Source organism: Citrobacter sp. Cpo103, from assembly GCF_030332605.1.
Classification (GTDB): Bacteria; Pseudomonadota; Gammaproteobacteria; order Enterobacterales; family Enterobacteriaceae; genus Citrobacter; species Citrobacter portucalensis.
In genome coordinates this window covers 344,572-356,931 of the sequence record NZ_JAOWHO010000032.1, presented here as the reverse complement: position 1 = coordinate 356,931, position 12,360 = coordinate 344,572, and the positions used below count along the sequence as shown (strand labels likewise).

General features: G+C 44.2%; 11 protein-coding genes and 1 tRNA gene. 8 read left to right on the top strand and 4 right to left on the bottom strand.

Annotation, left to right across the window (positions count from 1 at the left end; translation table 11 throughout):
* Window positions 1-75: 75 nt before the first annotated feature.
* From OGX89_RS14335 to OGX89_RS14325, 3 genes are all read right to left on the bottom strand, one after another.
* Window positions 76-492, bottom strand: coding sequence for a Rap1a family protein (locus OGX89_RS14335; RefSeq protein ID WP_232397753.1), 417 nt, complete (start codon window positions 490-492; stop codon window positions 76-78).
* Window positions 493-848: 356 nt separating this feature from the next.
* Complete coding sequence (locus OGX89_RS14330) at window positions 849-1,025, bottom strand: prevent-host-death protein (protein WP_126317212.1); 177 nt, start codon at window positions 1,023-1,025, stop codon at window positions 849-851.
* 117 nt (window positions 1,026-1,142) lie between these two features.
* Complete coding sequence (locus OGX89_RS14325) at window positions 1,143-1,433, bottom strand: SymE family type I addiction module toxin (protein ID WP_126317213.1); 291 nt, start codon at window positions 1,431-1,433, stop codon at window positions 1,143-1,145.
* Between the two features lie 126 nt (window positions 1,434-1,559).
* On the opposite strand from OGX89_RS14325, the gene OGX89_RS14320 reads away from it, so the two are divergent.
* From OGX89_RS14320 to OGX89_RS14305, 4 genes are read left to right on the top strand one after another with little or no spacing between them, the layout of a single operon-like run.
* Window positions 1,560-1,751 (top strand): toxin-antitoxin system HicB family antitoxin, encoded by a 192-nt coding sequence (locus OGX89_RS14320; protein ID WP_063136779.1) that lies wholly within the window; start codon window positions 1,560-1,562, stop codon window positions 1,749-1,751.
* 52 nt (window positions 1,752-1,803) lie between these two features.
* Window positions 1,804-3,036, top strand: a complete 1,233-nt coding sequence (locus OGX89_RS14315; RefSeq protein ID WP_126317214.1) for a metallophosphoesterase family protein — start codon at window positions 1,804-1,806, stop codon at window positions 3,034-3,036.
* Between the two features lies 1 nt (window position 3,037).
* Entirely contained in the window at window positions 3,038-4,810 is a 1,773-nt protein-coding gene (locus OGX89_RS14310) for an ORC-CDC6 family AAA ATPase (protein ID WP_126956522.1), read from the top strand.
* Window positions 4,800-5,747, top strand: coding sequence for a hypothetical protein (locus tag OGX89_RS14305; protein ID WP_126956520.1), 948 nt, complete (start codon window positions 4,800-4,802; stop codon window positions 5,745-5,747). Before OGX89_RS14310 ends, OGX89_RS14305 begins: the two co-directional genes overlap by 11 nt.
* 9 nt (window positions 5,748-5,756) lie before the next feature.
* On the opposite strand, the gene OGX89_RS14300 is transcribed toward OGX89_RS14305, so the two are convergent.
* Window positions 5,757-5,851 (bottom strand) — tRNA-Sec (locus tag OGX89_RS14300).
* Between the two features lie 290 nt (window positions 5,852-6,141).
* On the opposite strand from OGX89_RS14300, the gene OGX89_RS14295 reads away from it, so the two are divergent.
* The 4 genes from OGX89_RS14295 (at window position 6,142) to OGX89_RS14280 (ending at window position 12,360) form a co-directional block, all read left to right on the top strand.
* Window positions 6,142-7,524, top strand: coding sequence for a glycoside-pentoside-hexuronide family transporter (locus OGX89_RS14295; RefSeq protein ID WP_003827223.1), 1,383 nt, complete (start codon window positions 6,142-6,144; stop codon window positions 7,522-7,524).
* Between the two features lie 10 nt (window positions 7,525-7,534).
* Complete coding sequence (gene yicI / locus OGX89_RS14290; protein WP_126956518.1) at window positions 7,535-9,853, top strand: alpha-xylosidase; 2,319 nt, start codon at window positions 7,535-7,537, stop codon at window positions 9,851-9,853.
* Window positions 9,854-10,309: 456 nt separating this feature from the next.
* Entirely contained in the window at window positions 10,310-11,863 is a 1,554-nt protein-coding gene (locus OGX89_RS14285; RefSeq protein WP_126956516.1) for a BglG family transcription antiterminator, read from the top strand.
* A 26-nt stretch (window positions 11,864-11,889) separates the two neighbouring features.
* On the top strand, window positions 11,890-12,360 hold the full coding sequence (locus OGX89_RS14280) for a PTS sugar transporter subunit IIA (protein ID WP_063941167.1): 471 nt from the start codon (window positions 11,890-11,892) through the stop codon (window positions 12,358-12,360).

The window sequence follows — 12,360 nt, the reverse complement described above, 5'->3', positions numbered from 1 at the left end:
GCGGCTTTATTTTTTGGGGGAATCGTAGGCCGGATAAGCGTTAGCGCCATCCGGCACCAAAAGCTGTAAATTATGCTAACTATTACTTTTTTTACTACAAGAGAGTTCTTTGCCTAACGCAATCATAGCCAGGGCTGAAGGTGTGTATTTTGTTCGTTCCTTAGGATGAGTTTGGAGGTAATTCCCGACAATATCGGCCTCCTGCCCAATGGTTATACTCTCACCGCAGATGATATTCTCTTGTGATAATGTGCCTGCCACTCCTGCGACAAAAGACATATACATCACAGCAATCTGTTCATCCTGAACATTCAAATAATCAAAACCTTTTTCATACAATTGATAGCCGTGATAAAGCGAGTTGCCGTCGATATTCAAGGTCGATTTTGCCAGTGCTGATGTTGAAAGGCAGAACAATAACACGACAGGAATGGAAATTTTATTGATCATACGAGCACCAACCACCCTTATGATGTGAACCTGTACCACCATGCGGATGTTCGCCTTTTGGACATGCAAAAGCGGCGGATGAGGTGGTGATTGTGACGAAAGCGATAACCATTGCCATGAATAATTTTTTCATATGTAACCCAATAATTAATTTATTAGAAACGAGGTCGTTTCTTCCAGATTAAAGAAAAATGCCTGTGTATTTTTAGCGGGATTATAATATGGTTTTTATTTTCCTGTCATATTTATCGTTTGGCATATGTCATCAGGATAGTATTATCATTATGTTTTTTCGTGTAGGGATTGAATGAACCCTGATGCGTTGCCTATTCATGGGTAATAAACTAAAATTCAACTATCATAGTTATTGTTCTTCCCCATGAGTTTATAACGCATTTTTATTTATTTGGATCCATTAATTCATCAAAGAAATTATCCCCATTAACAATATTGTCAGAATGAATGTCACATTTTGCACATTGAATCTTGGCTTTCAGTAACTGAATTTTTATTTCTTCGACTTTTTCATCGTCGTCAATCGAAAAGATTGTGTCTGGTTTTTCGTGGTGATTCATTTGTTTGGGTTCCCGTTACACCTTGGCTTCATTTTACAGGAATGTAGGCCGGATAAGCGTTAGCGCCATCCGGCATCAGGTTAACATGTAAGCGCCACTTAAATGTTAACTCGCAATTCACTGAAGAGTCGCCAGCGTGCTCTCAATTCTTTTTAACTTCTGACTTGCTTCTTGCAGCTCATCCTGCAACCGTTGTTCCTGCTCGCCATAGACCATCAGGACGATACAGCCATTCATCACTTTTACGGTAATCTGTTGGCCGGTATCAAACCCCGCTTCGCGTAGCCACTTGCCGGAAAGAATAATTTTGGGTGTGGATTTGTCGAAAACATTCGGGCGATATCCCACAATTACCGAACGTTCGGTTCCGGATTGGTCGGTGTCTGAGGTAGAATGCGAATCAGCCATAATCATCTCCTTGATAGTTGGTGAGGTTAGACGCTCCGGCTGTGTTCCCGTACATCGGGGCGTTGCTAGTGTAGAAGGCTTTTAGGTGGCCTCCTATATGATTAAGATAGTTGGATAGGTGGCTCCATGTCAATCATATCGCGCGAAAAAAAACCAAAAGGCGGTGGTCAATCACCGCAGTTCAAAATGCGTATTGATCCGGCATTGAAGGAGCAATTGGATGCAGTGGCGGCAGAAGAAGGGGTAAGTCTCGCCAGTTGGTTGAAGGAACTGGCGAGAAAAGAATTATTACTGAGAGGTAAAATACCCAAAGGGTAGAGCCTAACTTTTATATGTTTTATCTCAACAGTATGATGATGAAGAATAAATTATGAAAATACTGGTAATTAGTGATCTACATGTGGGTACAACAGCAAGGGCTAAAGACTTTTGCACGGAAGTTAGTGGTGCATCAGCTATTACAGAAAATTTTATAGACGAATTTAGAGACTTGGTCAAATTAGAAGGTATTACTGCTACTCACTTGCTGATTGCAGGCGATATAACCAATCGAGCAGAAATGTATGAATTTGAAGTTGCTGCACAGAGAATTAAAGACATCATTAAAATATTAGATATAGATGTTAATAACGTATTCTTTGTACCAGGCAACCATGATGGTAATTGGCAACAAGAAAAAGCAGCTAGCGAAAGGAACAGTAGTAAAGATAAAGTAATACTTGAGAAATATACTCATATAAGAAACAATGATTTTTTTTCTTCTTTATTGAATAATACCAGACTATCATCATACTACTCTGACCCATTTTCTACCATTTGGGAACATGATGATCTGATTGTAGTTGGTATAAATTCCTCTGCTTTAGATAGTTATGATAAAGATATTAAATTTGGTGAGGTCGACTTAAAGTGTCTGGCTACTTTGCAATCATCATTGGATGAATTAAAAGAAAAGGAAGAACGTAAATTTAAAATACTGCTTACTCATCATCATCCTAAGAATTATACGGATACTACATTTCCTGAACCTGACCTTAGTCAAATGAAGAATGCAGAAGATTTTATGCGCTTTGCAAGTCAAAATGAATTTGACTTCATTGTGCATGGGCATAAGCATATTCCAAGATATAATTTTCAAATGGATTCTGATGGTTTTTTTGTTAATATATTGAGTGCAGGTAGTTTTGCCGCACAGTTAAAGGATTGGCATAATGGAGTTGCTAATTTTTTTCATCTTATTGATCATCATGATTTCTGTCCGGAAAATAATTTTTCTAGGGGTAAAGTGATATCGTGGTCATATTTTACAAATCATAAATGGACCCGGTCTATTTATGACAGAGATCGTATAAGCCATGAGGAATATTACGGCTATATGGTTTCAAGAAATCAATTAAAAAATAAATTAAGAAATATTATTAATCGATGCAGAGAACAAAATAATTATGCAAGATGGCAAGATCTAATAAAAGTTGAGCCAAAATTGACATATTGTAATAAGCAGTTATTATCTCATGCAATAGATGATCTATCTGATGAGTTGAAGTATGAAGTAATGCCAAGCAAAAATGATAGCTTCGTTTTATTGTGGGCGGAGGTCTAAAATGAATTTTAGTGAATTAAGTTCTATATTTGAAAATTCTAATGCTAGGGGATTAAATACAAATCAACTTGCAAATGAATTTATCTGGACCGAATCATTCGAGGCTCTTTTCACCAGTCAAAACCAAGTAATCCTAGGTTCCAGGGGGTCAGGAAAAACTGCTCTGGTTAAAATGCTTGCTCATGAGAATTTGAGTAAACTAGCCGCTTTTTATCCTAAAGCAAAATCTCTTATTGATTCGAAAGGTTTTATCGCGACTTATGTCCCTTTAAGGGTTGAATGGGTAAATTCATTAAACAACTATGAGTCTAAAAAAGAAGAGTATTTTGTATGGAGCCTTAATCTTTCACTATGTGCAAAACTGCTAGATACAATAAGAAGTTGTATTGATTCTTATATTGAAGATGATATCGCACAGCTTTTTATAGAGAGGGAAATATGTTTGGAAATATCTGGTTTATGGTTTTCAGATTCCAATCTTGCATTAAACAATTTGAATCATATTAGAAGTGAATTAGAGAGAGTTGAGTTTAAGAAGAATTTAGCCTTTAATAAAGAAGCTATGGGTTTTTCTTTGACTGAGGAAGAAATTAGAATTGGCGAAGCATTTCATACGACTTTATTTAAACCTTTTGAATTTGCATCTAGAATTATCAAGCGTAAACTTTCTCTTCAAGAAAATGATCGATGGGTAGTATGTATTGATGAGGCAGAGTTTCTCACAAAAGCACACCATCAAACATTAAATACCTTTATGCGCTCCGCGAGTGATTTGGTTTTTAAAATAACTACAATGCCTTATCGTCATCATACCTTGGATACTGATGTAGCAGCAAATATCAATATTGGTCATGATCTCGAATATGTTTACATTGATAAATTGGGGACATCTCATTTTAATCAGCAAAGCTCTGATAAAATAATACAAGAATTTGCAGAAAAACTTTTTGTTAATAGATTGAAATATCATCAAAAGAATTTTTTAACGTTAGAGCAATTGGTCGGTAAATCCGTGTTAACTCAGTCAACGCCAGATATTGCAGAGAACACATATGTCATTGAGTTAATTGAAAAGCATTGTAATACGGATACTATTAACAGAGCTAAAGCATTATATGCTAGTAACATTGAAAAGTTCGATGATGCTATTATCCGAAAATTACGTGGATTGCTTCTTTTACGTGAGGAATATAATAATAAATCAGGGAATTCGGCGACTACATTATATTCTGGTGTGGCAATTATTTCTCGTTGTTCGGATGGCAATCCTCGGCGTTTATTCAGGCTTTTCAATCATTTACTGGGTAACTTAAAGGAGCAATATAAAAGAATTCCAGATGCCAGCCAAAGTGAACGAATTAAAAGTTACTCTTATAGAGAGCTTGAGGTTATAAAGTTTGAAAAAGATGGTATTAAGGCTTTTAATTTTATAAATAAAATTGGAAGTTATTTTAAAGATAAAAGCTTAGTAGAGAAAATTGGTAGTGATACCCCTCAATCATTTAAGATTGATGATACTATATCTGATGAACAATGGTGTTGTATTAAGGCTGCAGTAGATCTTGGTTTACTATATCCTTATGTTAAAAAAGATAGAAATACAAAATCTCTATTTCCATCAAAGGAGGGTAGATTTGTTTTAGCAAACTGTCTTGCACCAAACTTCAACTTGTTCCCTCGAGTGGGTCGCTCTGTTCGGTTACATAATATTTTTAATTCTAACGCTCCATTGAGCGAAGAAGATCAAATGGAGTTGTTTGATAATGAAGATTAGATTACAAGATTTATCAAGAGCTGAAATGCTGAATACAAGATATGATATTGCGTTTTTTGGTTTAGGCTATGAACCACGTTGTACTTATGTTTCAAAACTGCTCGATATGAGCAATGTACACGAGGCAATAATCTTATCGTTTAATGAGAGTTCTCAAAATAATAGCAGATTATTTAGTTATGATATCTTACAGAAAAAATGGGCTTCTAAACTATCTATTGTAAATCTTGAGCATTCACATATTCATGAAGTTTACACTGTTTTAAATAATAAACTATCTAAAATAGATAAAGATGAAGTTTGTTTAATGGTCGACTATAGTTCAATGTCAAGAAACTGGTATGCTGCAATATTAAATTATTGTTTAAAAGTATGTGCTAAAAAAATAACAATTGATCTTATTTATTCTTCTGCTGAATATCCTAAAAATGAAGATTTTCTTAACTTTGAGTTGGGCGATGTAAAAATATTGCCTGGATGTGAAGGGTCTTCAATCACAAAGAAAAAAAAATGTGCAATTTTTATGTTGGGATTTGATAAAATTGGACCTCAAAGCTTTTTCAATCTACTTGAACCAGATTTGACTTTTGGAATAATTGCATCTCCTGGCTCATTACCTGATTATGAGATAATGGCTGAAACAATTAATAAAGAATTTATTGAGCATCAGTTATCTGATGGAAGGAATTTACTGAGATTACCTATTTCAAGTCTATCAGTAACATTTGAAAATTTATGCCAGCTTATTCAACCTCTAAAAAAAGAATATAACATTTCGATTATTCAATTTGGGCCTAAACCACATATTATTGCATCAACCCTTGCTGGATTGTTTTTTGAAAATGTTACCTGCATTTACAGTGAATACAGCAGGTCAAATCCTTTTAATATCCAGCCTAACGGGGAACTCGTTATGACACGGATTACTGCAAAGTAATAAGCATTTTGGCGGAAGATCACAGGAGTCGAACCTGCCCGGGACCGCTGGCGGCCCCAACTGGATTTGAAGTCCAGCCACCTCACCGGAGATGACGATCTTCCGCGCCTCGATTGCTACATGGAGGCGGGGCGCATTATAGCTACTTCCAAACGTTTCCACACCCCCTCACTCACTTTTTTAACTTCCGTTTCTCTATACCATGACCAGTTTCAAATAAATCCCCGCAAAATCCATTGCTTACACTTAGACACATTTTCAGACGCTACCCTGATCACAGAAAACAAGAATCGTAATTTGATAACGAGATATCGGAATACCCGTGCTCACAGGGATGGTTTACAAGAACTGTAACCGGTATCAGTGCGTGTGAAAGTGCTAACAAGGATGCGTAATGAAAAGTGAGATTTTGTCCGTTAAAGAGAAGATTGGCTACGGCATGGGCGATGCCGCCAGCCACATCATTTTTGATAACGTTATGTTATATATGATGTTCTTCTATACCGATATTTTTGGTATCCCGGCCGGTTTTGTCGGCACGATGTTCTTACTGGCTCGCGCGCTGGATGCTATCTCAGACCCTTGCATGGGACTGCTCGCCGACCGCACCCGTTCGCGCTGGGGGAAATTCCGCCCGTGGGTGCTGTTTGGCGCTCTGCCATTTGGTCTGGTCTGTGTGCTCGCCTACAGCACGCCGGATCTCAGCCTGCACGGCAAAATGATTTATGCCGCAATCACCTACACGCTGCTGACCCTGCTTTATACCGTGGTGAATATTCCCTACTGCGCGCTGGGCGGTGTGATAACCAATGACCCAACGCAGCGTATCTCCCTGCAGTCATGGCGCTTTGTGCTGGCGACGGCGGGCGGCATGCTCTCCACCGTGCTGATGATGCCGCTGGTGAATCTGATTGGCGGTGAAGATAAAGCGCTGGGCTTCCAGGGCGGGATTGCCGTGCTCTCGGTTGTGGCGTTCCTGATGCTGGCGTTTTGCTTCTTCACCACCAAAGAACGTGTGGAAGCGCCGCCGAGCAGCAACTCAATGCGTGAGGACCTGCGCGACATCTGGCAGAACGACCAATGGCGCATCGTCGGCCTGCTGACCATCCTCAACATCCTGGCCGTCTGCGTTCGCGGCGGGGCGATGATGTATTACGTCACCTGGATTCTGGGTACCCCGGAAGTGTTTGTCGCCTTCCTCACCACCTATTGCGTCGGCAATCTTATCGGCTCTGCGCTGGCAAAACCGCTGACTGACTGGAAATGCAAAGTCAGCGTCTTCTGGTGGACGAACGCCCTGCTAGCGGTCGTCAGTCTGGCAATGTTCTTCGTGCCGATGCATGCCAACCTCACCATGTTTGCCTTCATCTTCGTGATTGGCGTACTGCATCAGCTCGTGACGCCAATCCAGTGGGTGATGATGTCCGATACCGTTGATTACGGCGAGTGGTGTAACGGAAAACGTCTGACGGGGATCAGCTTCGCGGGCACGCTGTTCGTGCTCAAGCTGGGTCTGGCGCTCGGCGGGGCGATGATCGGCTGGATGCTGGCGGGCGGCGGTTACGATGCCGCAGCGAAAACCCAGAACAGCGCCACCATTAGCATCATTATCGCATTGTTCACGATTGTCCCGGCTATTTGTTACCTGTTGAGTGCCGTGATTGCCAAACGCTTCTATACCCTGAAAACGCCGTATCTGACGGAAATCATGAGTCAGCTGGCTCACGGTGCGCACCGCAATCAGCAGGATTTTTCGACGAAAGAATTACAGAACTAAGGAACCAACGATGAAAATTAGCGACGGAAACTGGCTGACGCAGCCTGGCCTGAATTTAACTCACCCGATTCAGGTGTTCGAGGTCGAACAGCAGGGTAACGAGATGATTGTCTACGTTGCGCCGCGCGATGTGCGTGAACGTACCTGGCAACTGGATACTCCACTCTTCACCCTGCGCTTTTTCTCGCCGCAGGAAGGCGTGGTTGGGGTGCGTATGGAACACTTCCAGGGCGCGTTGGATAACGGTCCACATTATCCGCTGAACGTGCTGCAGGACGTCAACGTAGAGATACAAAACACCGCTGAATTTGCCGAACTGAAAAGCGGTAATTTGAGCGTGCGGGTCACTAAAGGCGAGTTCTGGTCGCTGGATTTCTTGCGTAACGGCGAACGTATTACCGGCAGCCAGCTGAAAAATAACGGCTACGTGCAGGACACCAACAGCGGGAAAAACTATATGTTTGAACGCCTGGATCTGGGCGTTGGCGAAACGGTGTACGGTCTGGGTGAGCGCTTTACTGCGCTGGTACGTAACGGCCAGACGGTGGAAACATGGAACCGCGATGGCGGCACCAGTACCGAGCAGTCTTACAAGAACATCCCGTTTTATCTCACCAACCGTGGTTACGGCGTACTGGTAAACCATCCGCAGTGCGTGTCGTTTGAAATCGGCTCTGAGAAAGTGTCAAAAGTGCAGTTCAGCGTTGAAAGCGAGTATCTGGAATATTTCGTCATCGACGGCCCTACGCCGAAAGCGGTGCTGGATCGCTATACCCGCTTTACCGGTCGTCCGGCGCTGCCGCCAGCCTGGTCATTCGGTTTGTGGCTGACTACATCGTTCACCACTAATTACGATGAAGCGACGGTGAACAGTTTTATCGATGGGATGGCCGAGCGCAATCTGCCGCTGCACGTCTTCCATTTCGACTGCTTCTGGATGAAAGCCTTCCAGTGGTGCGACTTTGAGTGGGATCCGGTGACCTTCCCTGACCCGGAAGGCATGATCCGCCGCCTGAAAGAGAAAGGGCTGAAGGTCTGCGTATGGATAAACCCCTATATCGGCCAGAAATCCCCGCTGTTCAATGAACTGAAAGAGAAAGGTTATCTGCTCAAGCGCCCGGACGGCTCCCTGTGGCAATGGGATAAATGGCAGCCGGGCCTGGCGATTTATGACTTCACCAATCCTGAAGCCTGCGAGTGGTATGCCAACAAGCTGAAAGGTCTGGTGGATATCGGCGTTGACTGCTTCAAAACTGACTTTGGTGAACGCATTCCTACTGACGTGCAGTGGTTTGACGGTTCCGATCCGCAGAAAATGCACAACCATTATGCGTACATCTACAACGAACTGGTATGGAACGTGCTGAAAGAGACCGTCGGTGAAGAAGAGGCAGTGCTGTTCGCCCGTTCGGCCTCGGTCGGCGCGCAACAGTTCCCGGTGCACTGGGGCGGTGACTGCTATGCCAACTATGAATCAATGGCCGAAAGCCTGCGTGGGGGGTTGTCCATCGGCCTGTCCGGCTTTGGCTTCTGGAGTCACGATATTGGCGGCTTTGAGAATACCGCCCCGGCGCACGTCTACAAGCGCTGGTGTGCGTTTGGGCTGCTCTCCAGCCACAGCCGCCTGCACGGTAGTAAATCCTACCGTGTGCCATGGGCGTACGATGATGAATCCTGCGACGTGGTGCGCTACTTCACTGAGCAGAAATGCCGCATGATGCCGTACCTGTATCGCGAAGCGGCGCGCGCCAATGAACTCGGAACGCCGATGATGCGCGCAATGATGCTGGAGTTCCCGGACGATCCGGCATGTGATTATCTCGACCGCCAGTACATGCTGGGCGATAGCGTGATGGTTGCGCCGGTGTTTAGCGAGGCGGGTGATGTGCAGTTCTATCTGCCGGAAGGACGCTGGACGCATCTGTGGCGTAACGACGAGGTGGCGGGCAGCCGCTGGCATAAGCAGCAGCATGACTTCCTGAGTCTGCCTGTTTATGTGCGCGACAATACACTGCTGGCGCTGGGCTGCAATAACCAGAAGCCGGACTACGCCTGGCACGAAGGGACGGCGTTCCAGCTGTTCCATCTGCAGGAGGGGCGGGAGGCGATTTGTGAAGTCCCGGCGGCTGACGGTTCGGTTATCTTCACGCTGAAAGCGACGCGCACGGGTAATACCATCACCGTGCAAGGAAGTGGCGAAGCGCGTAACTGGACGCTGTGTCTGCGTAATATTACGCAGGTTAGCGGCGTGAAGGGCGGCTCGTCTGTGGGCAGTGAGTGGGGAACGGTTGTCACGCCGGATGCGGATGCGCTGACGATTACCCTGTAAGTAAATCTCAACGTGGGCTGGATGGCGACGCAATGCGTTTTATCCGGCCCACGCTGCGAGCAGCATTCCAGATCTGAAAATCTAAAACATCCTGAATTAAATTTTTATCTCCCCATATTTGCGAGCGATATCACTCTGAATCCCACGAAAAATGTGATCTGCGCCGTAAATATCTCACTATTTCCCGTTTTTGTCTTATTTCTGTCCGGAATACAGGACACGATTTAGTATTGTTGGCGCATCGTAGTCCTCTTATATTTATCATCACGGATTACACGTGGAGCATAAATGCTTCTTTATAACCTAAATAATTCGAGTTGCAGGAAGGCGGCGACGCAGCGAATCCCCTGAACGTACATAAGTACGTGACTGGGGTGAGCGAGGAAAGCCAACGCACATGCAGCTTGAAGTATGACGGGTATAGATATTTAATCTGGTATGTAATAAGGGTAAATAATGCAAATGATTACCTCGCGACAAAACAGATTATTAAAATTTCTTCTGTCTAAGAAGGAATATGTCACGCTGCTGAAAGTTGCCGAGTATTTATCTGTTTCAGAGAAAACTGTGCAGCGCGATCTGCGCTTACTGGAACCATGGTTATCAGAATGGAAAATAGCCATCGATAAACGTGCTGGTGCTGGGGTGATATTAAGTGCCGATAATATTACCGACCTTTTATATATGGACCAGTTATTAGGAACGGAGGGTGATGATGCTGACGGCATGATGAATAATTCACGGCGAGTAAAGATAGCTTCACAATTATTAAGCGAAACGCCGCATGAAACGTCGATCAGTAAATTATCCGAACGTTATTTTATTAGTAGCGCATCGATTGTGAACGATTTGAAAGTAATTGAATCCTGGATTACCCCACTGGGCCTGTCGTTGATTCGCAGTCAGAGCGGCACGCACATCGAAGGTAGCGAGAGCGGTGTGCGCCAGGCGATGGCGTCGCTGATTAACGGTGTGATTAACCATAATGAACCTGGTAACGTGGTTTATTCACGCCTTGACCCGGGCAGTTATAAAGCCTTAGTGCATTACTTTGGCGAAGAAGATGTTTTATTTGTCCAGACGTTATTACAGGAAATGGAGAACGACCTGTGCTGGTCGCTCGGCGAGCCTTATTACGTCAATATCTTTACCCATATTCTGATCATGATGTACCGCATCACGCGGGGCAATGCGCTTCCGAGAAAAGAAGAGAGCATCACTACCTGTGATGAGAACATATTTTCCATTGCCAGTCGCATGATTCAGCATATCGAAAGACGCATTGCCCACCCGCTGCCTGAAGACGAAGTCTGGTTTATATATCAATACATTATCTCCTCGGGTGTGGTGATTGAAGAGCATAATGACGTGAGTGTGATTGGTCATATGCACTCCAGCGACGAAGCGCGTTTGATTACCCATCGGTTGATTGCCACCTTCGCCGAGATGGTCGACAGCGATCTTAGCCAGGACACGGCGCTGTATGACGGATTGCTGATCCACATTAAGCCGCTGATTAACCGACTGAACTACCAGATCCGCATTCGTAATCCGTTGCTGGAGGATATCAAAGGCGAGTTGCAGGACGTGTGGCGTCTGACCCAGTGTGCGGTAAATCGGGTGTTTAGCGGTTGGGGCGAGCGGGCCGTGTCGGAAGATGAAGTGGGATATTTAACCGTGCATTTTCAGGCCGCAATGGAGCGTCAGATAGCGCGTAAACGCGTACTACTGGTCTGTTCAACGGGTATCGGCACTTCTCACTTACTCAAAAGCCGTATTCTACGCGCCTTTCCGGACTGGACTATCGTCGGCGTGGTGTCGGCAGGCAGCCTGCCCTCTGTACTGACGGACGATATTGAACTGGTGGTATCGACGATTAATTTACCCGCGGTTGCCATGCCGGTCGTGTATGTCACTGCCTTCTTCAATGATGCGGATATTAAGCGGGTAACAGAAACGGTTATTACGGAAAAATTACATCGGGCGACGTCGCTGGTCGTTGAAAATTAATGTCTGAACTCCATGAGGTATGATTGATGGACATCACGAAAATACTCAATACAAATCGCGTTATTTTGGACATGAAGGCTACAAGCAAAACGGAGGCTATTGAGGAACTGACGGATATTCTGCAAAAAGATGGAGCAATTAGCTGTCGCGAAACGTTTATTCAGGATGTCTGGCAACGTGAGTCAGAAGGCTCGACCGGCTTCGAAAACCATATTGCGATCCCGCACGGGAAATCCTCGGCGGTGGTCAATACCACGCTGGCGATTGGGCGTACCCGCCAGGAGATTCCCTGGGAAACCCTGGACGGCAGCAATGTACGGTGCATTATTCTGTTTGCCGTACGTCTTGAAGATCAAAACACCACCCATATTCGTCTGCTTTCGCAGGTTGCTGGCGCGTTGGCAGATGACGACATTATTGAACAACTATTAGTTGAAAGTAGTCCACAAAAAATTATTGAGCTTTTTAGCCAATATGCTGAATCCAATGTCTGCTAA

Excerpts from the sequence above, each read along its gene's own strand:
- OGX89_RS14335 (WP_232397753.1), bottom strand. The coding sequence starts at position 492 with ATGGTGGTACAGGTTCACATCATAAGGGTGGTTGGTGCTCGTATGATC.
- OGX89_RS14330 (WP_126317212.1), bottom strand. The coding sequence starts at position 1,025 with ATGAATCACCACGAAAAACCAGACACAATCTTTTCGATTGACGACGAT.
- OGX89_RS14325 (WP_126317213.1), bottom strand. The coding sequence starts at position 1,433 with ATGGCTGATTCGCATTCTACCTCAGACACCGACCAATCCGGAACCGAA.
- OGX89_RS14320 (WP_063136779.1), top strand. The coding sequence starts at position 1,560 with ATGTCAATCATATCGCGCGAAAAAAAACCAAAAGGCGGTGGTCAATCA.
- OGX89_RS14315 (WP_126317214.1), top strand. The coding sequence starts at position 1,804 with ATGAAAATACTGGTAATTAGTGATCTACATGTGGGTACAACAGCAAGG.
- OGX89_RS14310 (WP_126956522.1), top strand. The coding sequence starts at position 3,038 with ATGAATTTTAGTGAATTAAGTTCTATATTTGAAAATTCTAATGCTAGG.
- OGX89_RS14305 (WP_126956520.1), top strand. The coding sequence starts at position 4,800 with ATGAAGATTAGATTACAAGATTTATCAAGAGCTGAAATGCTGAATACA.
- OGX89_RS14295 (WP_003827223.1), top strand. The coding sequence starts at position 6,142 with ATGAAAAGTGAGATTTTGTCCGTTAAAGAGAAGATTGGCTACGGCATG.
- yicI (WP_126956518.1), top strand. The coding sequence starts at position 7,535 with ATGAAAATTAGCGACGGAAACTGGCTGACGCAGCCTGGCCTGAATTTA.
- OGX89_RS14285 (WP_126956516.1), top strand. The coding sequence starts at position 10,310 with ATGCAAATGATTACCTCGCGACAAAACAGATTATTAAAATTTCTTCTG.
- OGX89_RS14280 (WP_063941167.1), top strand. The coding sequence starts at position 11,890 with ATGGACATCACGAAAATACTCAATACAAATCGCGTTATTTTGGACATG.